The following is a 21,558-nucleotide window of genomic DNA, read 5'->3' as shown; positions in this document are numbered from 1 at the left end:
TTTTGTTGGGAATTTTGTCTTGAAACTGCCAATCCCTTCCCAGATACTGCTTCCCGTCGCCCACAGCCTTCGCCGCCACCCCAAACGTGTTGCCGCCAGCCTCGCAGTCCTGCTGCTGGGCACCGGTGTCACGGCCTTCGGTGTCGCGCCCATGGCGCCCGATGCCGCCGACCTGCCGGTGCGCCAGGTGCTCGAAGCGGTGGAGTCCCTGCCCACGCAGGCCCAGACCGATTCCCTGACCGATTTCCGCTTCAAGCTCTTCCGCACTGAAAGCACGCGCAGCAGCGACACCGCCGACTCCCTGCTCAAGCGCCTGAACATCGATGACAGCGCGGCCGCCGCCTTCCTGCGCAGCGACGCCAACGCGCGCCTGCTGCTGTCGGGCCGCGCCGGCAAGAACGTGACGGCTGAAGCCAGCGACAGCCAGCAACTGCTCAAGCTCAGCATGCGCTGGCCCACCGACGACGAAACGACCTTCAAGCGCCTGGTCGTCGAGCGCGGCGCCACCGGCTTCACCTCCCGCGTTGAAACCGCGCCCTATGTCGCCACCGCGCGCCTGTCCAGCGGCAGCATCCAAACTTCGCTGTTCGCCGCGACCGACGATGCGCGTATTCCCGACGGCGTGGCCGTGCAGATCGCAGAAATTTTCTCCAGCGACATCGATTTCCGCCGCGCGCTGCGCAAGGGCGACCGCTTCAACGTGGTCTATGAATCCCTGGAAGCCGACGGCGAGCCGCTGCGCACCGGCCGCGTGCTCTCGGCAGAATTCGTCAACGCCGGCAAGCCCTACCAGGCCATGTGGTTCCAGCCCCCGGGCCTGGACGCCAACGGCGCCGCCCAGAAAGGCGGCTATTACACACTCGACGGCCAGAGCTTGCGCCGCGCCTACCTGAGCTCGCCGGTCGAGTTCTCGCGCATCAGCAGCGGCTTTTCGATGCGCTTTCACCCCATTCTGCAAAAGTGGCGCGCCCACCTGGGCACCGATTTCGCGTCACCCACCGGCACGCCCGCGCGCACCGTGGGCGACGGTGTGGTCGAGTTCTCCGGCGTGCAGAACGGCTACGGCAACGTGGTCTTCGTCCGCCACCGCAACGGCCATGAAACCGTCTATGCCCACCTGAGCAAGCTCATGGTGCAAAAAGGCCAGAACGTGAGCCAGGGCCAGACCATAGGCCTGGTCGGCAGCACCGGCTGGGCCACCGGCCCGCACCTGCATTTCGAATTCCGCGTCAACGGCGTGCACCAGGACCCGATGATGATCGCCAAACAAAGCGAGGCCATTCCGGTCGCTGCGGCTTCCATGCCGCTGTTCAAGCAGCTTGCGGTGGGCGTGAGGACTCAGCTCCTCGCGGCAGCCAGCATCACCCAAACGCGCGCTGAATAACCGGCTTGCGGCAGAATAGCCGCATGCTGGATTACTACATAGGCCTGATGTCAGGCACCTCGCTCGACGGTGCCGACGGCGTTCTGGTGGCGTTTGAGGGCGATAAGCCGAAGGTCCTTGCCGCCGCGACCGAAGCTTTCAGCGCGGCCTTCCACGCCGAACTGCTGGCGCTGAACGCGCCGTCTCCCAACGAACTGCACCGCGCCGCCCTGGCCGGCAACCAGATTGCCGCGGTGTATGCCAAGGTTGTGGCCGCGCTGCTGGCCCAGGCCGCGGCGCAAGACATCTCGCCGCTGGACATCCAGGCCATAGGCGCGCATGGCCAGACCGTGCGGCACCAGCCGCAAAGAACATCAAGCGAACCCGCGGGTGCGGGCTACACACTGCAGTTGAACAACCCGGCCCTGCTGGCCGAGCTCACAGGCATCCGTGTGGCGGCCGATTTCCGCAGCCGCGACGTGGCCGCGGGCGGGCAGGGCGCGCCGCTGGTGCCGGCTTTTCACCAGGGTGTTTTCGGCCGCGAGGACGCCACGGTCTGCGTGCTCAACCTGGGCGGCATTTCCAACCTCAGCGTGCTGCCCCAGGCAGGCGCCTCGCCGGTGCTGGGCTTTGACTGCGGGCCCGGCAACGCGCTCATGGATGCCTGGTGCCGGCAGCACACCGGCCAGGCTTACGACGCCGGCGGCGCCTGGGCGGCCGGCGGCACGCTGCTGCCCGCGCTGCTGGACCGCCTGCTCGATGAACCTTATTTCTCGCAGCCGATTCCCAAAAGCACGGGCCGCGACCTGTTCAGCCAGGCCTGGCTGGCCGGCAAACTCCAGCCTTTTGCCGGCGAGCGGCCCCAGGACATCCAGAACACTTTGACCGAGTTCACCGCCAGGGCCTGCATCCTGGGCGTGAGCGCCTATGGGCAGGGCAGCGAATCGTTAATCGTGTGCGGCGGCGGCGCCTTCAACACCCACCTGCTGGCGCGCCTGCAGGCCGGTTTGCCGGCGCTGCGCGTCAGCACCTCCGACCAGCACGGCCTGCCGCCGTTGCAGGTGGAAGCCGCGGCTTTCGCCTGGCTGGCGCGGCAACTGGTGCTGGGCAAGCCGGGCAACCTGCCCAGCGTGACGGGTGCGCGCGGCCTGAGGGTGCTGGGCGCGGTCTACCCGGCCTAGCCGGAACTTGTTTTAAGGCAGGTCCTTGTAGGGCTCGGGCTGCGCCGCATCGCGCGGCCCCACGGTGCTCAGCCTGGCTTTCAGCGATTGCGGCCGCCCGGTCAGGAGGGCCGCGTAGTTGGTGGTGTTGGACAGCACTTTTTTCACATAATCGCGCGTCTCGCTGAAGGGAATGCTCTCGGCCCAGATCGCGGCGTCCAGCACCGGGCCGTTGCGCCAGGTGCGCGGCCGGCCGGGGCCGGCGTTGTAGGCGGCCGCAGCCATGGGCATGGAGCCGTTGAAGTCGTCCAGCGCGAACTTGAGGTAGGCCGTGCCGATCGCGATGTTGGTGTCGCGGTCGTTGAGCTGGTCCTGCGTGAAGCCTTCCAGGCCTATCTTTTTGGCGGTCCAGCGCGCCGTGGCGGGCATGACCTGCATCAGGCCCGAGGCGCCCACGCCGGAGCGCGCGTCCATGATGAAACGGCTTTCCTGGCGTATCAGGCCGTAGACATAGGCCGGGTCGAGGTTGATGGACTGGGCGCGCTTGGTCACGGTTTCGCGGAAAGGCATGGGATAACGCTGCTCAAAATCGATCTCGCCCTTGGTGCGGTCGCTGGTGTTGATGCAGCGGTCCCAGATCTGGCGGTCGCAGGCAAACTGCGCGGCCGCCAGCAGATCGCGGTCGGCCATGCCGCCGCGCTGGTGCAGGTTGGTGCTGTAGTTCCACTCGCGCGCGCCTTCGGGGCGCAGGCCTATGGCGATGGCATAGGCGGCGCGGTTCAGGCCCGGGTTGGCCCGCGCGGTTTCCTTTTCTTCGGGTGTCAGCGGCGCGGGTTTGGCCGGCACGGTGATTTTCTGGCCGAGCTCCTCGAGCGCGAGCTGCTCGTAAAAACCGCGCACCGACGCGAAGGACTGCAGCAAGGCCAGAGCCTCGGCGCGCTGCGGCGAAATCGTGATGCCGGTGGGAATCGTCTGGACCACGCCGGGCGTGGTGGCCACGACGGCGGGCTTGGGCGGCGCATCGGGCGGCGCGGTGGCCAGCAGTGCGCGCGCCTTCCAGTAACTCCAGGTAGCGTCCTTGCGCGCGTCCTCGCTCATGGCGTTGACGGCCGCCAGCACCAGCGGCCAGTTGGGCTGGTTGCCGGCGCGCAGTGCGGCCCGCACTTTCCAGCCCAGCATGTCGTCGCTGAGGTCGCTGTCCTTGGTGACTTTCGCGAAATACTCCAGCGCGTCGCCGGCCGGGGCCGCGCCCAGTCGCGTGGCGGTCTGCCGGCCTATCACGCCCCAGACCCAGTTGCGCTCTTCGGTGTTGAGCTGCATGCCCCATTTATTTTCCAGCTGGAAGGCCGCGCCCTCGATGTCGCCGATCGCCATCTTGATCAGCGCCAGCGTGATGATTTCGCGTCGCGACTTGCTCAGCGCGATGTGTTTGCCGGCCAGGAACTTGATGGGGCTGGCGTTGAGGTCGTTGACCATGCCCGCGGCGTCGGGGGCGACGATTTGCACGGCGGCCAGCGCCGAGCGCGGGCGGTTCGCCTCGGTGGCCAGCCGGGCCTTGACCCAGGCGTCCTGCGGCGTGAGGTTTTTGGTGCCCACCAGACGCTCGGCGGCCGAGTTGCAGCCGTCGTCGGCCTCGCGCTGCGCGTACCAGTTCTTTTTGACCTCCTCGGCCAGGCGCGCATCGGGCGCAGGGTTCTTCAGGTGCTCGACCAGCAGCGCATAGCAGCGCACTTCCTTGTCGTCGTTCATGCGGTAGTTGGGATACTCGGCGGCAAAGCCGGCCCAGTCGCGGCGCTGGCCCAGCAGCAGCAGCCAGTCGTTGCGCAGCCGGTCTTCCTGGTAGGTGCCGGCGTAGCGGCTCAAAAAGTCCTGCACCTCCTGCGCGCTGGCTTCGCCCAGGCGCAGCTTGAGATCCCAGTAGGCGGCCCAGGGCTCCAGCGCGTGGCCCCTGGCCTGCGGCAGCAGCTGCGCCAGCCGGGCCCTGTCGCCGCGCTTGAAGGCCTTGTTCATCTCGATGATCACGTTGTCGGCCGCGCTGGCGGGCGCCTGGGCCGCGGCCGGGGCAAGCAGCGCGAAGCAGGCCATCGCGCCTAAAACCGGCGCAAGGGCCGCTGCCCGCAGGGGGCTGGTAAGAAATTTGTATAGCATCTGGGACATTATGGACAAATTAAGCACTCGCAAAGCGCTGGTTGAAGCCCGTTTGAACATGCCTGACCGCCTGCAGCGGGCCGACCTGCTGCAACGTGTGATGCGCATCTGGCTGGTCGGTTCCACCCATCAGGTGATTGGGGCCTATTGGCCCATCAAGGGAGAGTTCGACCCGCTGCCCGCGCTGTACCGGTGGCAGGAAGACGCAATCCTGAGTCAGGATTCTTCGTCAAATCCGGCGCTGGCCGAGGTGGAGACTGCGCAACTTGCTACCGAAAGCATAGCGGCACGGTCGCCCCGCAAGATCGGCCTGCCGGTGGTCAACAAGCTGCACAAAACCCTGACTTTCCACGCCTGGTACCCCGGCTGCCCGATGGAAGAAGACGCCTACGGCATCCCGAAACCAAAAGATACAGAGGTGATTATTCCCACCCTGCTGTTCGTGCCCTGCGTGGGCTACGGGCCGGGCGGCTACCGGCTGGGTTATGGCGGCGGTTTTTACGACCGCACCCTGGCCACCCTGCAGCCGCGCCCCTTTACTGTGGGGCTGGGCTATGCGCAGGGCTGGCTGCCGGACATGGAGCCGGAGCCGCACGACATTCCACTGGACGCCATCCTCAATGACAAGGGTGTGGTCTGGCCGGTTTGATTTTTGCCGGGTCTTGCCCCGGCCAGCAGGACCAAGTAGAGAGCGCGCTCGGCCGGAGCAAAACCCGGCCTAATCTTCCAACTCCGCCTTCGCCATCTCCACATCCAGCCTTTCCGTCGCATCCAGCGGCTTGCTGGCCGCCGCCTGCTCATACAGCCTGGTGGCTTCCTTCATCTTCTTGTCGCCTTCGAGCATGACCATGCCGTTGGCATATTCGATCATGCCGATGGCCGAGCCGGGGTGCAGTTTCAGGGCGTCCTTGTAGAGCGACAGGCCCACGTCCTTTTTGGCGCCGTAGGTCATGCCGCCTATCAATGAGCCGACCTTGTCGATGACCTCGGCGTGGAAGGCGGCCAGCGCGATGTGGGCGTCGGCGTGTTTGGGCGAGAGCTTGATGGCCTGCTCCAGCGCGTTTTTCACCTTGGTACCCAGGCCTTGCGCCAGGGCCTTGGCCACGCTGATGCCCTGGCTGTAGCGGCCCAGCGCATAAGCCTGCCAGTACCAGGCGTTGGCGTTTTTCGGGTCGTCCTTTTGCTGGGCCTCGGCGCGGGCGGCGACTTCCATGAAGAGGTCCAACTTGGCCTTTTCCTTGGTTTCCAGGTAGGTGGCGTACATGCTGGCAGCCTTGTTGGCCACCGTGATGCCGTCGCCGCCGGCCTTGAGGCCGGCGTCAGACGCCTTCTGGAACTCACCGTTGTGGAACAGCACCCAGGCCTGCAGCACATCGGCTTCCTTGGGCAGGGGTTCGCAGTCGCCCAGGTGCAGGCGGGCCCAGCTCTTTTTCAGGCTGGCGGCATCGAATGCGTAGTCGCCGGCATGGGGAAAGGCAGTCCATTTGGCCATGTGTCTTGTCTCCTTGGTAAAAATTGTTGTGTTGTTGTGTTATGGATGAGGGCGGCTTGAAGGAACTCAAGCCGGGTTGCTGTAAGCGCCGACCAGGGCCTGCAGGTGCGCGCGCTGGCTTTGCTCCAGGTAGGGAATCAGCAGATTGAGCACGTGGTGCGCGCCGCGCAGCAGCGCCGCCTGGGCGTTGCCGGGCTCCAGCGCGTTGCGCGGGTCGCGCACGTACTCGAAGCTGAGCCAGTAGGTGAGCACCACCACCATGCTGGTGGCCGTGGCCTCGACCTCGCGCGAATCGATGGTCATGGCGCCGGCGCGGCTCATGCCGTCGAGCAGGCCCTTGACGGCGCGCGTCTTGTTCTTGAGCACCCACTGGAAGTGGGTTTCCAGCCGGCGGTTCTTGCTGAGCAGGTCGTTGAGGTCGCGGTACAGGAAGCGGTACTGCCAGATCAGCTCGAACAGGGTGTGCATGAAGAACCAGGCGTCCTCCACGTCGCGCACGCCGTCGCTGGCATTGAGCAGCTCGCTCAGGGATTTTTCGTAACGGTCGAACAGCGAGTTGATGAGCTCGTCTTTGGCGGGATAGTGGTAGTAGAGGTTGCCGGGGCTGATGTTGAGCTCGGCGGAGATCAGCGTGGTCGACACATTGGGCTCGCCAAAGCGGTTGAAGAGGTCCAGGGTGACCTCCAGGATCCGCTCTGCTGTACGGCGCGGCGCTTTTTTCGCCATAAGTTGTCTACCTCGTATTGTTCTTTAACTCTAACCCAGCGCCTGCCGGCGCGAAACTAGGGAAGTCCACAAAACCCGGGTCCGCCCATAGAGAACCTTTGGGTTACGCCGCCAGCGCCGCGCGGGAAGGCGATCGCAGCGCATGGCTTAAATCCTCCATCACCTCCTCCAGCGAGGCGATGGCCCGGCCCACGCGGGTGGCGGCCGGCCTGGGGGCCACCAGGTGGCGTTTGGGGTCCTCCAGGACGTCCAGGTTCAGGCTCACGCCGTGCCGCGCGAGCTTGGCCGACAGCGTGGTCTTGCGCGAGCGCAGCATCTGCCGGGTCTTCTGGTAGGCGTGCTCGGCGAGCTCGCGGCGCTGCCGGTAGCTGAAGGTATTGGCCAGGAACATCTCGGCGTCGCGGTGGTCGGGCTCCAGCAGCACGATGTCGGTGTCGGGGTAAGCGTGCTCGTAGTGCTTCATGCCCAGCTCCAGCCGCGAATGGATCATGGAGCGGAAAGTCTGGCTCATGACCGCGGGCAGGCCGCCGCTGACGATGCGCGGTATGGCCTGTTTTTCGGGCGGCAGGCCGCGGCGCATGACGCGCTGGTCCATGGCCAGCCTGGGCGCGCGCGTGGAGTTGAAGGGCACCAGCGGGTTCAGGCAGAACATCAGGTCCACGCCCTCGTCCATGGCCACGCCGGCATGCATGGTCTTCTTGAGGGCGCCGTCCACGTAGTAATGGTTGTCGATCTCCACCGGAGGGAACAGGCCGGGCAGGGCCGAGCTGGCCTGCACGGCCCTGGAAATCGGCACATGGTCCCAGCCGGGGCGGCCAAAGGGCGCGGCGTCGCCGCTGTCCAGGTTGGTCGCCACCAGGGTCAGGCGGGTGCGAAGCTCGCGAAAGTCATTGGTGCGCCCGGGCTTGGAAAACAGTTTTTCGAGCTGGGTATCGACTTCGTCGTTGGCAAAAATGCCCGTGGGCAAGGCCGGCCCCAGCGCCTCCAGCGCATGGACAAAAGACTTGCGACCGAAGGTGGCGCGCCATGCGGCCGATGCGGCCAGGCCGGGCAGCGTGATGCCGCGCCGCAGGAATTCGCCGTAGGCCGGCACCATCAGCCAGGCCGGGTCGAAGACCTCCGAGGCCTTGTCGTCGTTTTCGATAAAGGCCGCGCAGAGTTCGCGCGGCGTCATGCCGTTGGCCAGGCCCGCCGCGATAAAACCGCCGGCCGAGACGCCGACGTAATGGTGCAATTCGGTGAAGGAGATGCCTTGCAGGGATTCGTCGAGGGCGCAGAGCGCGCCTATCTCGTAGATGGCCCCCAACGGGCCGCCACCCGCCAGTGCCAGTGCAATGCGCGGCCGGCTGCTGGAGGGCTTGCTTTTTGAACGCTTGGCTGAAGTCATGAGAAGAAAGTGTAGACGGCGGCCCCGGGGATATTTGCTGCTTTGCAGCAAAGCGCACAGGCGAAAAAAAAGGGACGGTGTGTCCCTTTTTGGTGAAGCTCGCCGTGCTTACGCCGACTTGCGCGCGGCCGGGCGCTTGGCGGCCGGGGCCTTTTTCGCGGCAGGTTTTGCGGCGCTCTTGGCGGCGGGGGCCTTGCCGCTGAGTTTTTGCACATTGCGGTTGAGTTCGTCAATGCGCGCGATCAGCGCGTCCACATCCTTGGCCGAAGGCACGCCGAGCTTGTTCAGGGCCTTGGCGACGCGGTCTTCGAAGATGTTTTCGAGTTTGTCCCACTGGTGGCCGGCCTTGGACTGGATGTCGGTGGCCATGGTGGCCATCTTGTTGGTGGCTTCGGAGATCTTCTCCTCGGCGACGGCCTGGGTCTTGCGCTGGATGGACAGGCCTTCCTTGACGAGGGTCTCAAAAACCTTGCCGCCTTCTTCCTGCGCCTTGGAGAATGCGCCCAGGCCGGCCAGCCAGATTTGCTGCGCGGACTCTTTGACGGCGCCCGAGAGCTGGGGGCCGGATTTTTTGTCGGCGCTCATTTTTTGCAGTTTCTTGACCATGATGGACTCCAGACGGTGAGGGTTGTGGATTTGCGCGGACAGTATGCCGCATAGACCGCAAAATATAAGCCTTCCCCGCGGCGGTGTTTAGGTGCCCCGCTCTATGGAAAAGCAGGCCCCGCGCCGCTGAGCGCGGGTTTCTGCTGAATAGGGAGTCATGCGGTTTAAGCAAGAATCAGTTTTTTGATCGACAGTACAGCGGAGAAAACACAACATGCATTATTTCGTCACGGGGGCCACAGGCTTCATCGGCAAACGCCTGGTCAAAAAACTTCTGGAACGAAAAGGCACGACCGTCCACTTCCTGATCCGCCAGGAAAGCGCCGGCAAGGTCGCGGCGCTGCGGGAGTACTGGGGCGTGGGCGCCGCGCGGGCTGTCGCTATCCACGGTGACCTGACAAGCAAGAAGCTGGGCGTGAGCAGCGAGGACATCAAAAAGCTCAAGGGCCAGGTCGGGCATTTTTACCACCTGGCCGCCGTTTACGACCTGGGTGCCGACGAGCAAAGCCAGATCGCCGTCAACATCGAGGGCACGCGCAGCGCGGTGGAGTTCGCCAAGGCCATAGACGCCGGGCACTTCCACCATGTGAGTTCCATCGCCGCGGCGGGCCTCTATGAAGGCGTGTTCCGCGAGGACATGTTCGAGGAGGCCGAGAACTACGACCATCCCTACTTCATGACCAAGCACGAGAGCGAAAAAATCGTGCGCAAGGAATGCAAGGTGCCCTGGACGGTGTTTCGTCCCGCCATGGTGGTCGGCGACAGCACCACCGGCGAGATGGACAAGATCGACGGCCCCTACTATTTCTTCAAGCTGATCCAGCGCATGCGCCAGCTGCTGCCGCCCTGGATGCCGGCCGTGGGGCTGGAAGGCGGGCGCATCAACATCGTGCCTGTCGACTTTGTCGTCGACGCGCTGGACCACATCAGCCACAAGACCGGCATCGCCAAGAAGTGCTTCCACCTGGTGGATCCGGTGGGCTACCGCGTCGGCGACGTGCTGGACATCTTCAGCCGCGCGGCCCACGCGCCCAAGATGAACCTGTTCATCAACGCCGCCTTGCTGGGCTTTATTCCGCGCGGCGTCAAGAAGAGCCTGATGGCGCTGGCGCCGGTGCGGCGCGTGCGCAACGCGGTGATGGCCGACCTGGGCCTGCCCGAGGACATGCTGACTTTCGTCAACTACCCGACGCGCTTTGACTGCCGCGAAACCATGGCCGCGCTCAAGGGCGCCGGCATTGAATGCCCCAACCTCAAGGACTACGCCTGGCGCCTGTGGGACTACTGGGAGCGCCACCTGGACCCCGACCTGCACATTGACCGCTCGCTGCGCGGCACGGTGGGCGGCAAGGTGGTGCTGGTCACCGGCGGCTCGTCCGGCATCGGCCTGGCCGCGGCGCACAAGTTCGCCGAAGCCGGCGCGACCACCATCATCTGCGGGCGCGACCAGGACAAGCTCGACGAAGCCTGCAAGGAAGCCAAGGCCAAGGGCTACCAGTTCGTGGCCTACCCGGCCGACATCGCCGACATGGCCGACTGCGACCGCTTCCTCAAGCTGCTGGTCGCCAACCACGGCGGCGTTGACTTCCTGATCAACAACGCCGGCCGCTCCATACGCCGCGCGATCGAGGCCAGCTACGACCGCTTTCATGACTACGAACGCACCATGCAGCTCAATTACTTCGGCTGCCTGCGCGTGACCATGGGGCTGCTGCCCGGCATGGCGGCCAAACGCAAGGGCCATGTGGTCAACATCAGCTCCATCGGCGTGCTGACCAACGCGCCGCGCTTTTCGGCCTATGTGGCCTCCAAGGYCGCGCTGGACGCCTGGACGCGCTGCGCCTCGAGCGAGTTCGCCGACGTCGGCATCAGCTTCACCACCATCAATATGCCGCTGGTGCGCACGCCCATGATCGCGCCGACCAACCTGTACAACAACGTGCCGACGCTGTCTCCCGAAGAAGCCGCCGACATGATCGCCCAGGCCTGCATCTTCAAGCCGGTGCGTGTCGCCACGCGCCTGGGCATCACCGGCCAGCTGCTGCATGCGTTGGTGCCGCGCATCGCGCAGATCGCCATGAACACCAGCTTCCGCATGTTCCCCGACTCTTCGGCCGCCAAAGGCGAGAAGGGTGCCAAACCGCAGCTGTCCGCCGAGGCCGTGGCCATGCAGCAGATGATGCGCGGCATCCACTTCTAGCCCGTGCCTCGGCGGCCGCCGGCCGCCTTTTCCGGCTGTGCCACCCGCTGGCCAGGGGCATAATATGAGCCGATGCCGCGCTGTAGCGGCACAAGGAAGGGCGAGTTCATGATTTTGGTTACGGGGGGAGCCGGTTTTATCGGCGCCAATTTTGTTCTTGACTGGCTGGCGGGCAGCGACGAGCCGGTCGTCAACCTGGACAAGCTCACTTACGCCGGCAATATGGAAACCCTGGCGCCCCTGAAGGGCAACCCGCGGCATATTTTTGTCCGGGGCGACATCGGGGACAGTGCCCTGGTTTCGGACCTGCTGGCCAGGCACAAGCCGCGCGCCGTCGTGCATTTCGCGGCCGAGTCGCACGTGGACCGGTCCATCTCGGACCCGGAAGCCTTCATACAGACCAACATCGTTGGCACTTTTCGCCTGCTGGAGGCCGTGCGCCGCTACTGGTCAGAGCTGCCGGCTGGCGAGAAAGCCGCCTTCCGCTTTCTGCAGGTGTCCACGGACGAGGTGTACGGTTCGCTGCAGCCGGCCGACCCCGCTTTCAGCGAGGCCAACCGCTACGAGCCGAACAGCCCCTATTCGGCCAGCAAGGCGGCGAGCGACCACCTGACCCGGGCGTACCACCACACCTACGGCCTGCCGGTGCTCACCACCAACTGTTCCAACAATTACGGCCCCTACCATTTCCCTGAAAAACTGATCCCGCTGATGATCGTCAACGCCCTGGCCGGCAAGCCCCTGCCGATTTACGGCGACGGCCAGCAGGTGCGCGACTGGCTATACGTCAAGGACCACTGCAGCGGCATACGCCGCGTGCTCGAAGCCGGCAAACCCGGCGAGACCTACAACATAGGTGGCAACAACGAGAAGCCGAATATTGACATCGTCCATGCGGTGTGCGCCCTGCTCGACGAGTTGCGCCCGCGCGCCGGCGGCAGCTACCGCGAACAGGTGGCCTTCATCAAGGACCGGCCCGGCCATGACCGCCGCTACGCGATTGATGCCAGCAAGATGATGCGGGAGCTTGGCTGGAAGCCCGCCGACACCTTTGAAACCGGTATCCGCAAGACCGTGCAGTGGTACCTGGACAACCCCGAGTGGGTCACGCATGTGCAAAGCGGCGCTTACCGCGACTGGGTCGAGGCCCAGTACGCCACGGCCGCGGCTTGAGCACGCGCATGAAGATACTGCTTTTCGGCAAGAACGGCCAGGTCGGCTGGGAATTGCAGCGCAGCCTTGCGCCGCTCGGTGAACTGGTCGCGCTGGACCGCCACAGCACCGACTTTTGCGGCGACCTCGCCAAGCTGGACGGCATCCGCGAGACGGTGCGCAGGGTCCGGCCTGATGCCATCGTCAATGCCGCAGCCTACACCGCCGTCGACAAGGCCGAAAGCGATACCGCCACCGCGCATGTGATCAATGCCGAAGCCCCGGGCGTGCTGGCCGAGGCCGCCGGCACCGCCGGTGCGTGGCTGCTGCAGTATTCAACCGACTATGTGTTTGACGGCAGCGGCAGCAAACCTTGGGAAGAGAGCGACCCGACCGGCCCGCTCAGCGTCTACGGCCGTACCAAGCTCGAAGGCGAGCAGCGCATCGCGGCCCGGTGTGCCCAGCACCTGATTCTGCGCACCAGCTGGGTCTATGCGGCGCGGGGTGGCAACTTCGCCAAAACCATGCTGCGCCTGGCTGCGGAGCGCGATCGCCTGACGGTCGTGAGCGACCAGTTCGGCGCGCCCACGGGGGCCGACCTGCTGGCCGACGTCACGGCCCACATGCTGCGCAGCGCGCTGGCCGGACCCGCGGCTGCTTTTGCGGGCACCTACCACGTGGCGGCCGCGGGCGAGACCTCATGGCACGGTTATGCGCGCTTTGTCCTCGAATGCGCCGCGAAAGGCGGCAAGGCGCTCAGGGCGTCAGCGGATACCGTGGACCCTGTCTCCACATCGGCCTTCCCGACGCCGGCCGTACGCCCGCATAATTCGCGTTTGAACACCAGTAAACTCCGCGGTGCCTTTGGCCTGCGGCTTCCGGCATGGCAGCAAGGCGTGGCCCGCATGCTGGCGGAAATTACCTGATTACACCCACATGACTCAACGCAAAGGCATCATCCTGGCCGGCGGCTCCGGCACCCGCCTGCATCCGGCCACACTGGCCATCAGCAAACAGCTGCTGCCGGTGTATGACAAGCCCATGGTGTATTACCCTCTCAGCACGCTGATGATCGCCGGCATTCGCGAGGTGCTGATCATCAGCACGCCGCAGGACACGCCGCGCTTCGAGCAGCTTCTGGGGGACGGGTCGCAATGGGGCATGAATCTTCAGTACGCCGTGCAGCCCAGCCCCGACGGACTGGCCCAGGCCTTCATCATCGGGGAAAAATTCCTGAACGGCGCGCCCAGCGCCCTGGTGCTGGGGGACAACATTTTTTACGGCCATGACCTGCACAGGCTGCTCAGCGAGGCGGATGCCGAAACGTCTGGTGCTACGGTCTTTGCCTATCACGTGAAGGATCCCGAGCGCTATGGCGTGGTGGCGTTTGACGGCACCGGACGGGCTCGCAGCATTGAAGAAAAACCGGTCGCGCCAAAAAGCAATTACGCCGTCACGGGCCTTTATTTTTATGACGCCCAAGTCGTCGAGATCGCCAAGGCCATCAAGCCCAGTGCCCGCGGTGAACTGGAGATCACCACGGTCAACCAGCGCTACCTCGAACAGGGCCAGTTGAAGGTGCAAATCATGCAGCGCGGCTATGCCTGGCTCGACACCGGCACCCACGACAGCCTGCTGGACGCCAGCCAGTTCATCGCGACCCTGGAGCATCGCCAGGGGCTCAAGATCGCCTGCCCCGAGGAGATTTCCTGGCGCAACGGATTTATTGATGACGCCCAGCTGCGCAAACTCGCGGAGCCGCTCGCCAAAAGCGGCTACGGACAGTACCTGCAGCACCTCCTGGAAGAGAGCGGCCGCTCATGAAAGTCACACCCACGCCCATTGCCGATGTGCTGATCATCGAACCCAGGGTTTTTGGTGACTCGCGGGGCTTTTTCCTGGAAAGTTTCAACCAGCGCGCCTTCAATGCCGCGACCGGTACCGATTTCAATTTTGTCCAGGACAATCACAGCCGGTCCGCCAAAAACGTGCTGCGCGGCCTGCACTATCAGCTGGGGCAGCCGCAAGGCAAGCTGGTTCGTGTGGTGCGGGGTGCGGTTTTTGATGTGGCTGTCGATATCCGCCCGGCATCGCCGACTTTTGGCCAATGGTTCGGCCTGGAGCTCAGCGAGGAGAATCACCGGCAGCTCTGGGTGCCGCCCGGCCTTGCGCACGGCTTCCTGGTATTGAGCGACAGTGCGGAATTTTTATACAAGACAACCGACTACTACGCACCCGAGCAGGAGCGCTGCATCGTGTGGAATGACCCCACGCTGGGGATCGCCTGGCCTCTGGAGGGCGACTCGCCCCTGCTCTCGGGCAAGGATGCCGCGGGCCTGGCTTTTAAGGCGGCGGTGTCCGCGCCCTAGCGCGGACAGAACAGTTTCTTAAACGCTGGCCAGGCTGACGAGGTCGCTGTCCTGGGTGTCGGGCGTGAATCCGCTCACGTGTTTGAGCAACAGCGTCCGCAAGGTGGCGGTATCGTTGGCTTTCACGGCCTGCTTGAGCAATTCCAGGTCTCCCCGGAAATCCGCCCAGGGCACGAACTCTTCATGCGCCTTCAGGATGCGGGGATGGAGCGTCGCGACGGGGTTGTCGCCGATCAGCAGCTCTTCATACAGTTTTTCGCCGGGACGCAGGCCGGTGACCTCAATGGCGATATCGCCGTCAGGGCGGTTTTCGTCGCGCACCGTGAAGCCAGAGAGCTTCACCATGCGGCGGGCCAGGTCGATGATGCGCACCGGCTGGCCCATGTCCAGCACGTAGACCTCGCCGCCCTCGGCCATGGCGCCCGCCTGCAGCACCAACTGGGCGGCCTCCGGGATGGTCATGAAATAGCGCGTCACCTCGGCGTGCGTCAGGGTGATCGGGCCGCCGGCTTCAATTTGCCGCCGGAACAGCGGCACGACACTGCCGCTGCTGCCCAGCACATTGCCGAAGCGGACCATGGCAAAACGCGTGCGGTTGCTGATGGCGGGGGCTCCGGGGCCGAAACCCGGAGCCGGCGTTGCCGAGAGCGCTTGCAGCACCATTTCAGCGAGGCGTTTGCTTGCGCCCATGACGTTGGTGGGCCGCACGGCTTTGTCGGTGGATACGAGGACGAAGTGGCTGACGCCGGTCTCTATCGCGGCGCGCGCCGCATTGAGTGTGCCCAGTACGTTGTTGGCGACTCCTTCGGCGGGGTTGTGCTCGACGAGCGGCACATGCTTGTAGGCGGCCGCGTGGTAGACGGTATGCGGCTGGTAGGCCCGGCAGATTTCGAGCATGCGGCCGTAGTCGCGGACGTTGGCCAGCAAGGGCGCCAGCTCTATGGTGGCGCCCTCGCGGTCCGCGATGCGCTGGCACAGGTGCTGGAGCTCCTGGTGGATGCTGTAGAGCCCGAACTCGCTGTGTTCGACAAGAATCAGCCGGGCGGGCTTTTCCTGCAGGATCTGGCGGCACAGCTCGCTGCCGATGCTGCCCGCGGCGCCCGTGACAAGCACCACTTTGCCGAGCAGGTTGCGGGCCAGCAAGGCGCGATCCGGCGGCACCGCATCCCGTCCCAGCAAATCTTCAACGTCCAGATCCTTGATGTCCGCCAGCGCCACGCGGCCGTGGGCCAGATCGGTCAGGCCTGGAAGGGAGCGAACGTGGACCGGCAAGGGCTGCAGCTCGTTGAGTATCTCGTTACGGCGTGTGCGGGTGATGGATGGCAGGGCCAGCAATATGTCGGTGATGCCGTGGGCGCTCACTATGGCGTTCAGATTTGCCGGCGCATAAACTGGAACGCGGTTGATGGTCAGTCCCTGCAAGGAAGGGCTGTCATCCACAAACCCGAGCAGCTTGAATTCGTGCGAAGTGGCGATGGCATTGGCGATTTGAACGCCGGCGGATCCCGCGCCATAGATCAGCAGATGGCTCACCGGTATGCTGCGGCGCTGGCCGGCGGAAAGGCTGCTCAGCCACTGTCGGGCGGCGGCGCGGCTTCCACCCACCATGAGAACCAGGATCAGTGGCTGCAGGAGTCCGATGGAGCGCGGGACATCCGGCCACCCCGCAACGATCAGCACGCCGAAGAACAGGATGGCATACAGCAGCACGGCGACGGCCAGGGCACGCATGGCGGCCATACCGCTGTGGCGAAAAACGGCCCGATACAGGCCGTTGCGCCAAAAAATCGGCGCCGCCAGAACCGGTGCCAGCGCATACGGCCACCACTGGTGCACGCTGTAGGGCCAGTGCCAGGTGTCCAGTCGCAGGGAGTAGGCGCACCATACGGCCACGACACCCATCACCGCGTCGGCGAATAGCACGACGATCTGTTTGACGCGCCGCGGCTGGCTCAATAGTTTGGTTTTTATCATTTGTATTGCAAGGTAAATCCGGCGGGCGTTTCGAATTAATGGGATATGCCGTCGCGTCGCAATACCTTCACACCCGTGGCCCACAGTATGCGAACGTCAAACCATAGGGATTGGCGTTTCATGTATTCCAGATCCAGAGCAACCTTGTCCGGTATTGGCAGTTCATCACGTCCATTGATCTGGGCCCATCCGGTGAGCCCGGGCAGCAGAGCATCGATGCCATGCAATGTACGCAACTCGATCAGGTCGTTTTGATTGAACAGGGCCGGGCGCGGCCCTACAAAGCTCATGTCGCCGACCAATATGCTCCAAAGTTGTGGAAGTTCGTCCAAGCTGCTTTTGCGGAGAAAAGCGCCGATTGGCGTGAGGTGCGCGGAGGGGTCGGCAAGCAGATGCGTCGCGATTACCGGGGTTCCAACGCGCATACTGCGGAACTTGGGCATGCGAAATATTCGGTTGCGTCGGCCAACGCGATCAGACCAATACAAGGCGGGACCTGTCGAGGTTGCGCGAACTCCGAGCGCCAGTATGACAAGAGGCAGCGCGAGAAAGCACAACACTCCGACGGCCAGCGCAATATCAAACAAGCGTTTCAAACCAAGACCTCATGGGCAATGACATAGAAAATAATCCGCAAAGCATGGGTTGGCCTGGACAGAAGCGTCCCGCCAACAGCATTGGATGATGCCTGAATGCTTGCGGTGGCCATTTTGGTGCCGGGCAGATGCTGTGTACCCGCGTTTTCTACGGATAAAACGCCTCTTCCACCTGGAACAGGTGCCCTTGCGCCTCGCGCGCTGGCAATTCTAACCATCGTTTATCGCCACAACGATAGCCGCAGGACGGCGGAATCCTGCGGTGAGCTTTCGGTCTGGTGGCTCCCGTCTCGTCAGGTTATACTACGTTCAATGGTTGAACAGGCTGACGCACTGTTTCCGCGCATATCGATAGGCCGCAGGAAGCTCCCACATCCGTCGCAACTCACATGATGTCCGATTCCCAAGAAGAAAACCACCTGAAAGTCTTGCGGCTGTTAATGGAAAACTCCCATATGAACCAACGCGATCTCGCCGACGCGTTGGGTGTGAGCTTGGGCAAAACCAATTATTGCATCAAAGCTTTGGTTGAAAAGGGCCTGATCAAGGTGCAAAACTTTCGCAATAGCCAAAACAAGCTTGCGTACGCCTATCTGCTGACCCCGCTCGGTATTGCGGAAAAGGCGAATTTGACCGCATGCTTTCTCCGCCGAAAACTGGCCGAATACGAGAGCCTGAATCGCGAAATCGAGCTTCTGAAGCGGGAAGTCGGCGAGAGCCGGGTCGATGCTCCACTGAGCAGCGGGCTATGACCCGCGATTTGCGCCTCATTCGTGCCGCAGCGACTGGCCCCACATTCTTTAAATTCTGACCCATGAGCACCAACTCAGCCATTACTTCCGTGATCCTTTGTGGCGGCTCAGGCACCCGATTGTGGCCACTTTCGCGCAGCAGTTTTCCGAAGCAATTCGTCCCCTTGATTGGGGGTAAGTGTCTACTTGAGCTCACTTTGGAGCGCGTGGCGCGGCTCGGTGCACCGCAGGGCGGTGCGCCAGTGATGTGCGTTGCGGCTGAGGAGCACAGGTTTTTGGTGGGCGCTGCGATGCAAACCGCCGGTGTGTCCGCCCAGGTCATCCTCGAGCCTGCGGCCCGGAATACTGCAGCGGCAATGGTGCTGGCGGCGCTTCTTGCTCACACCGACGACTTGATGTTGTTCTGCCCTGCGGACCACCATATTCCAGATATCGACGGCTTTGCCGCCATGGTGGAAACGGGCCGCGAGGCCGCGGCCAACGGCGCTTTTGTGACATTCGGCGTAATTCCTACGTTCCCCAGTACAGCGTATGGCTATATCGAGCGTGGCGCTGGGAATCGGGACAAGAGTTTTGCGGTGACGCGATTCATCGAAAAGCCGGATTTCCAAAAGGCGGGCGCGCTGATCATGCAGGGCAATGTCCTGTGGAATGCCGGCATCTTCCTGGTGAAGGCTTCAGTCCTTCTTGCGGCCATGGAAGCACATGCGCCCGACATATTGCAAGCATGTGCGTCGGCAATGGCTGGGGCGCGCCGGGACGGGGATTTTCTTCGGCCTGAGCCGGGTGCTTTTCGGTCCTGTCGCCCGGAGAGTATTGACTATGCCGTGCTCGAGAAGCATAAAAACGTGGTGGTCATTCCCTTCTCTGGCGCTTGGAGCGATGTCGGTAGCTGGAACGCGGTTGCCGAATTGACGCCGCCGGATGCCCGGGGCAATCGCGTCGGTGGCCAGGGTCTGGCCGTGCAAGCCTCACACACCTATATTCATGCGCCCACACGTCCTGTTGTGGCGCTGGGCACCGAGGGTCTTTTGATCATCGACACGCCCGATGCGCTGCTGGTCGCCGCGGCCACCCACGCCGAGCAAGTCAAGCTCGTGGTGGCCGAACTGGCGGCGCTGGACAGTCCGCAAGCCACACTGCATCGCAAGGTGTCGCGGCCCTGGGGCTGGTATGACAGCATCGATTTCGGCGAGCGGTTCCAGGTTAAGCGAATCAACGTCAAGCCAGGCGGCAGCCTGAGCCTGCAACGCCACCAGCATCGCGCCGAGCACTGGATTGTCGTCAAGGGAAACGCGTTGGTGACCAAGGGTTCTGAAACTTTCACCTTGGCCGAGAACCAGTCGACATATATCCCCATTGGCGAAATACATAGGCTTGAGAACCCCGGAGAGACGGACCTCGAAATGATCGAAGTGCAGTCGGGTAGCTATCTGGGTGAAGACGACATTGAGCGATTTAACGACGTATATGGCAGGGTATAAAAATGAAAAAAGTAGCGTTGATTACCGGAATCACTGGCCAGGATGGCTCCTATCTGGCGGAGTTTTTGCTGGCCAAGGGATACGATGTGCACGGCATCAAGCGGCGCGCCTCGCTTTTCAATACGGAGCGTATTGATCACATCTATCAAGATCCCCACATAGACAACCCACACCTGTTTCTGCACTACGGTGACCTCACGGATACCTCGAACCTGATGCGAATCATGCAGCAGGTGCAGCCCGACGAAGTCTACAACCTGGGTGCAATGAGCCATGTGGCGGTATCGTTTGAGTCGCCTGAATACACGGCCGACGTCGACGGCATGGGCACGCTGCGGCTGCTAGAAGCTATCCGGATACTGGGGCTTGAGAAGAAAACGCGCTTCTACCAAGCCTCAACTTCGGAACTTTACGGCTTGGTGCAGGAAATACCGCAGCGTGAAACCACGCCGTTCTACCCTCGCAGTCCCTACGCGGTGGCCAAGCTGTACGCTTACTGGATCACGGTCAACTATCGTGAAGCCTACGGCATTTACGCATGCAACGGAATCTTGTTCAATCATGAGTCCCCGCGTCGCGGGGAAACCTTCGTCACCCGAAAGATCACTCGCGCGCTGGCAAACATATCGCAGGGGCTGGAGCAATCGTTCTATCTCGGAAACATGGATGCGCTGCGTGACTGGGGGCATGCGCGCGACTACGTTGAGATGCAGTGGCTCATGCTGCAGCAGGAAAAGGCCGAAGATTTCGTCATCGCGACCGGCGTGCAGTACTCGGTTCGCCAGTTCGTTGAGGTGGCGGCGCGTGAACTGGGCATTGAAATCGAATGGCAGGGCGGCGGCGTTGAGGAGAAAGGGGTGGTTGCGGCAATAACTTCGGACAAGGCAAGTGGCGTGAGCGTGGGTCAGACCATCGTGGCGATTGACCCCAAGTACTTCCGCCCCACCGAAGTGGAGACACTGTTGGGAGATCCCACTAATGCGCGTGTCAAGCTTGGTTGGACGCCGACAACGACGTTCGCCGAGATGGTTCAGGAAATGGTTGCGAAAGACCTTGAAGAGGCTCGACGGCATGCGCTTTTGAAGCGTCACGGCTACAGCGTGGCGATATCCCTGGAGAAATAAGAAGCATGGAACATTTGAATGCCCGCATCTTTGTAGCTGGTCATCGCGGGATGGTTGGGTCAGCCATTGTTCGCCTGCTGGAGTCGCGTGGGTATCGCAATATCGTTACGCGCACTCATGCGGAACTCGATTTGACCGACCAGGTGCAAGTCAGGTCCTTTTTCTCAAGTGAAAAAATCGAGCAGATTTACCTTGCCGCGGCGCGGGTTGGCGGCATCCACGCCAACAACAGTTATCCAGCGAATTTCATCTATGAAAACATGATGATGCAGGCCAACATCATTCATGAGGCTTGGCGGCACGACGTACGCAAACTGCTCTTTCTCGGCTCCTCGTGCATATACCCACGCCTGGCGGCCCAGCCGATCAGGGAGGACAGTCTGCTGACGGGACAGCTCGAGCCAACCAACGAGGCTTATGCGATTGCCAAAATATCGGGTATCAAGCTTTGTGAAAGCTATAACCGGCAGCACGGCACTGACTACAGAAGCGTCATGCCGACAAACTTGTATGGTCCGGGCGATAACTATCATCCGGAAAACAGCCACGTCATTCCCGGATTGATCAGGCGTTTTCACGAAGCCAAGGTCGCAAACGCTGAAAAAGTGGTCGTTTGGGGAAGCGGCACGCCGAAACGCGAGTTCCTGCATGTTGACGACATGGCGTTGGCCAGCGTGCATGTGATGGGGCTCGATCGCCCGCGTTATGACGCCGCCACGCGGCCCATGCAGTCCCACCTGAACGTAGGCAGCGGTGAGGAGTTGAGCATCGGTGACCTGGCCAAAACCGTCATGCAGGTGGTTGGTTTCCAGGGCCGGCTCGAGTTCGACACCACCAAGCCTGATGGCACGCCGCGAAAGCTGCTCGACGTCTCCAGGCTTGCGTCACTGGGCTGGGCTCCCGGAATTTCCCTGAAAGCAGGCTTGCAGGAGACCTACCAGGCCTTTCTTGCCGGCTGGCAGGCGAAACCGTTGGCCGCAGGAGCATAGATGCGGAGCTCCAACTTCTCATGCGCATGCGCCTTA

General features: G+C 63.0%; 19 protein-coding genes. 12 read left to right on the top strand and 7 right to left on the bottom strand.

Annotated features, from left to right (window positions below; all coding sequences use genetic code 11):
* The first annotated feature begins 19 nt into the window (after positions 1-19).
* The gene (locus AC1DUN_RS02565) at positions 20-1,384 is read left to right on the top strand and encodes a peptidoglycan DD-metalloendopeptidase family protein (RefSeq protein ID WP_477712577.1); all 1,365 of its coding nucleotides are present in this window, start codon (positions 20-22) and stop codon (positions 1,382-1,384) included.
* Between the two features lie 23 nt (positions 1,385-1,407).
* Positions 1,408-2,544, top strand: a complete 1,137-nt coding sequence (locus AC1DUN_RS02560; RefSeq protein ID WP_477712576.1) for an anhydro-N-acetylmuramic acid kinase — start codon at positions 1,408-1,410, stop codon at positions 2,542-2,544.
* A gap of 12 nt (positions 2,545-2,556) precedes the next feature.
* Here AC1DUN_RS02560 and AC1DUN_RS02555 read toward each other — a convergent pair whose 3' ends face one another.
* Complete coding sequence (locus AC1DUN_RS02555) at positions 2,557-4,671, bottom strand: lytic transglycosylase domain-containing protein (protein ID WP_477712575.1); 2,115 nt, start codon at positions 4,669-4,671, stop codon at positions 2,557-2,559.
* A 10-nt stretch (positions 4,672-4,681) separates the two neighbouring features.
* Here AC1DUN_RS02555 and AC1DUN_RS02550 point away from each other — a divergent pair, with 10 nt between their 5' ends.
* Positions 4,682-5,320 carry a 5-formyltetrahydrofolate cyclo-ligase gene (locus tag AC1DUN_RS02550; RefSeq protein WP_477712574.1) on the top strand — a complete coding sequence of 213 codons (639 nt, stop codon included), beginning with the start codon at positions 4,682-4,684 and terminating at the stop codon, positions 5,318-5,320.
* Positions 5,321-5,389: 69 nt separating this feature from the next.
* Here the strand turns inward: AC1DUN_RS02550 and AC1DUN_RS02545 are convergent, their stop codons facing one another.
* From AC1DUN_RS02545 to AC1DUN_RS02530, 4 genes are all read right to left on the bottom strand, one after another.
* Positions 5,390-6,163 (bottom strand): tetratricopeptide repeat protein, encoded by a 774-nt coding sequence (locus AC1DUN_RS02545; protein ID WP_477712573.1) that lies wholly within the window; start codon positions 6,161-6,163, stop codon positions 5,390-5,392.
* Between the two features lie 66 nt (positions 6,164-6,229).
* Entirely contained in the window at positions 6,230-6,889 is a 660-nt protein-coding gene (locus AC1DUN_RS02540) for a TetR/AcrR family transcriptional regulator (RefSeq protein ID WP_007873932.1), read from the bottom strand.
* A 103-nt stretch (positions 6,890-6,992) separates the two neighbouring features.
* On the bottom strand, positions 6,993-8,276 hold the full coding sequence (locus AC1DUN_RS02535; protein WP_477712572.1) for a patatin-like phospholipase family protein: 1,284 nt from the start codon (positions 8,274-8,276) through the stop codon (positions 6,993-6,995).
* Between the two features lie 108 nt (positions 8,277-8,384).
* Positions 8,385-8,882 carry a phasin family protein gene (locus AC1DUN_RS02530; protein ID WP_074575938.1) on the bottom strand — a complete coding sequence of 166 codons (498 nt, stop codon included), beginning with the start codon at positions 8,880-8,882 and terminating at the stop codon, positions 8,385-8,387.
* A 214-nt stretch (positions 8,883-9,096) separates the two neighbouring features.
* Between AC1DUN_RS02530 and AC1DUN_RS02525 the strand changes: the two genes are divergently transcribed.
* The 5 genes from AC1DUN_RS02525 to rfbC all read left to right on the top strand — a co-directional run bounded on the left by AC1DUN_RS02525 (position 9,097) and on the right by rfbC (position 14,603).
* The gene (locus tag AC1DUN_RS02525) at positions 9,097-11,082 is read left to right on the top strand and encodes an SDR family oxidoreductase (protein ID WP_477712571.1); all 1,986 of its coding nucleotides are present in this window, start codon (positions 9,097-9,099) and stop codon (positions 11,080-11,082) included.
* Between the two features lie 108 nt (positions 11,083-11,190).
* A complete protein-coding gene (rfbB, locus tag AC1DUN_RS02520) occupies positions 11,191-12,255 on the top strand; it encodes a dTDP-glucose 4,6-dehydratase (protein ID WP_477712570.1) in 1,065 nt (354 codons plus the stop codon).
* Between the two features lie 8 nt (positions 12,256-12,263).
* Entirely contained in the window at positions 12,264-13,160 is an 897-nt protein-coding gene (rfbD, locus tag AC1DUN_RS02515) for a dTDP-4-dehydrorhamnose reductase (RefSeq protein ID WP_477712569.1), read from the top strand.
* 10 nt (positions 13,161-13,170) lie between these two features.
* On the top strand, positions 13,171-14,058 hold the full coding sequence (rfbA, locus tag AC1DUN_RS02510) for a glucose-1-phosphate thymidylyltransferase RfbA (protein ID WP_477712568.1): 888 nt from the start codon (positions 13,171-13,173) through the stop codon (positions 14,056-14,058).
* Entirely contained in the window at positions 14,055-14,603 is a 549-nt protein-coding gene (rfbC, locus tag AC1DUN_RS02505; protein ID WP_477712567.1) for a dTDP-4-dehydrorhamnose 3,5-epimerase, read from the top strand. The genes rfbA and rfbC overlap by 4 nt, the downstream gene beginning before the upstream one ends.
* An 18-nt stretch (positions 14,604-14,621) precedes the next feature.
* Here the strand turns inward: rfbC and AC1DUN_RS02500 are convergent, their stop codons facing one another.
* Entirely contained in the window at positions 14,622-16,577 is a 1,956-nt protein-coding gene (locus tag AC1DUN_RS02500; RefSeq protein ID WP_477712566.1) for a polysaccharide biosynthesis protein, read from the bottom strand.
* A gap of 35 nt (positions 16,578-16,612) precedes the next feature.
* Positions 16,613-17,173 (bottom strand): sugar transferase, encoded by a 561-nt coding sequence (locus tag AC1DUN_RS02495; protein ID WP_477712565.1) that lies wholly within the window; start codon positions 17,171-17,173, stop codon positions 16,613-16,615.
* Positions 17,174-17,562: 389 nt separating this feature from the next.
* On the opposite strand from AC1DUN_RS02495, the gene AC1DUN_RS02490 reads away from it, so the two are divergent.
* The 4 genes from AC1DUN_RS02490 (at position 17,563) to fcl (ending at position 21,522) form a co-directional block, all read left to right on the top strand.
* Positions 17,563-17,925: a MarR family EPS-associated transcriptional regulator gene (locus AC1DUN_RS02490; protein ID WP_477712564.1), complete on the top strand. Its 363-nt coding sequence runs from the start codon at positions 17,563-17,565 to the stop codon at positions 17,923-17,925.
* Positions 17,926-17,987: 62 nt separating this feature from the next.
* A complete protein-coding gene (locus tag AC1DUN_RS02485; RefSeq protein WP_477712563.1) occupies positions 17,988-19,409 on the top strand; it encodes a mannose-1-phosphate guanylyltransferase/mannose-6-phosphate isomerase in 1,422 nt (473 codons plus the stop codon).
* A 2-nt stretch (positions 19,410-19,411) separates the two neighbouring features.
* Positions 19,412-20,533 (top strand): GDP-mannose 4,6-dehydratase, encoded by a 1,122-nt coding sequence (gene gmd, locus AC1DUN_RS02480; RefSeq protein WP_477712562.1) that lies wholly within the window; start codon positions 19,412-19,414, stop codon positions 20,531-20,533.
* Positions 20,534-20,538: 5 nt separating this feature from the next.
* Positions 20,539-21,522 carry a GDP-L-fucose synthase gene (gene fcl / locus AC1DUN_RS02475; protein ID WP_477712561.1) on the top strand — a complete coding sequence of 328 codons (984 nt, stop codon included), beginning with the start codon at positions 20,539-20,541 and terminating at the stop codon, positions 21,520-21,522.
* Positions 21,523-21,558: the final 36 nt, after the last annotated feature.

This window comes from Polaromonas sp. P4_F6 (genome assembly GCF_056401275.1).
The sequence above is the reverse complement of the archived record's forward strand: the minus strand, read 5'-3'. Positions and strand labels throughout refer to the sequence as shown.

Excerpts from the sequence above, each read along its gene's own strand:
- AC1DUN_RS02560 (WP_477712576.1), top strand. The coding sequence starts at position 1,408 with ATGCTGGATTACTACATAGGCCTGATGTCAGGCACCTCGCTCGACGGT.
- AC1DUN_RS02555 (WP_477712575.1), bottom strand. The coding sequence starts at position 4,671 with ATGCTATACAAATTTCTTACCAGCCCCCTGCGGGCAGCGGCCCTTGCG.
- AC1DUN_RS02550 (WP_477712574.1), top strand. The coding sequence starts at position 4,682 with ATGGACAAATTAAGCACTCGCAAAGCGCTGGTTGAAGCCCGTTTGAAC.
- AC1DUN_RS02545 (WP_477712573.1), bottom strand. The coding sequence starts at position 6,163 with ATGGCCAAATGGACTGCCTTTCCCCATGCCGGCGACTACGCATTCGAT.
- AC1DUN_RS02540 (WP_007873932.1), bottom strand. The coding sequence starts at position 6,889 with ATGGCGAAAAAAGCGCCGCGCCGTACAGCAGAGCGGATCCTGGAGGTC.
- AC1DUN_RS02535 (WP_477712572.1), bottom strand. The coding sequence starts at position 8,276 with ATGACTTCAGCCAAGCGTTCAAAAAGCAAGCCCTCCAGCAGCCGGCCG.
- AC1DUN_RS02530 (WP_074575938.1), bottom strand. The coding sequence starts at position 8,882 with ATGGTCAAGAAACTGCAAAAAATGAGCGCCGACAAAAAATCCGGCCCC.
- rfbB (WP_477712570.1), top strand. The coding sequence starts at position 11,191 with ATGATTTTGGTTACGGGGGGAGCCGGTTTTATCGGCGCCAATTTTGTT.
- rfbD (WP_477712569.1), top strand. The coding sequence starts at position 12,264 with ATGAAGATACTGCTTTTCGGCAAGAACGGCCAGGTCGGCTGGGAATTG.
- rfbA (WP_477712568.1), top strand. The coding sequence starts at position 13,171 with ATGACTCAACGCAAAGGCATCATCCTGGCCGGCGGCTCCGGCACCCGC.
- rfbC (WP_477712567.1), top strand. The coding sequence starts at position 14,055 with ATGAAAGTCACACCCACGCCCATTGCCGATGTGCTGATCATCGAACCC.
- AC1DUN_RS02500 (WP_477712566.1), bottom strand. The coding sequence starts at position 16,577 with ATGATAAAAACCAAACTATTGAGCCAGCCGCGGCGCGTCAAACAGATC.
- AC1DUN_RS02490 (WP_477712564.1), top strand. The coding sequence starts at position 17,563 with ATGATGTCCGATTCCCAAGAAGAAAACCACCTGAAAGTCTTGCGGCTG.
- AC1DUN_RS02485 (WP_477712563.1), top strand. The coding sequence starts at position 17,988 with ATGAGCACCAACTCAGCCATTACTTCCGTGATCCTTTGTGGCGGCTCA.
- gmd (WP_477712562.1), top strand. The coding sequence starts at position 19,412 with ATGAAAAAAGTAGCGTTGATTACCGGAATCACTGGCCAGGATGGCTCC.
- fcl (WP_477712561.1), top strand. The coding sequence starts at position 20,539 with ATGGAACATTTGAATGCCCGCATCTTTGTAGCTGGTCATCGCGGGATG.